The following is a 202-nucleotide window of genomic DNA, read 5'->3' on the forward strand; positions in this document are numbered from 1 at the left end:
GTCAGCCCCTATACGTCAGCTTTCGCTTTGGCAGGGACCTGTGTTTTTGGTAAACAGTCGCTTGGGCCTCTTCTCTGCGACCGCTCTATGCTCCAGGCGCGCAGCCCTTCACATCTAGCGGCACTCCTTCTCCCGAAGTTACGGAGTCATTTTGCCGAGTTCCTTAACGAGGGTTCTCTCGCTCGCCTTAGGATTCTCTCCT

Annotated in this window: 1 rRNA gene; it reads right to left on the reverse strand. The window is 55.4% G+C overall.

What is annotated here, in order from left to right:
- Positions 1 to 202: ribosomal RNA gene (locus tag JDF658_RS13235) — 23S ribosomal RNA — on the reverse strand; the annotation flags it as partial.

This window comes from Carboxydocella sp. JDF658 (assembly GCF_002049395.1).
Taxonomy (GTDB): Bacteria; Bacillota.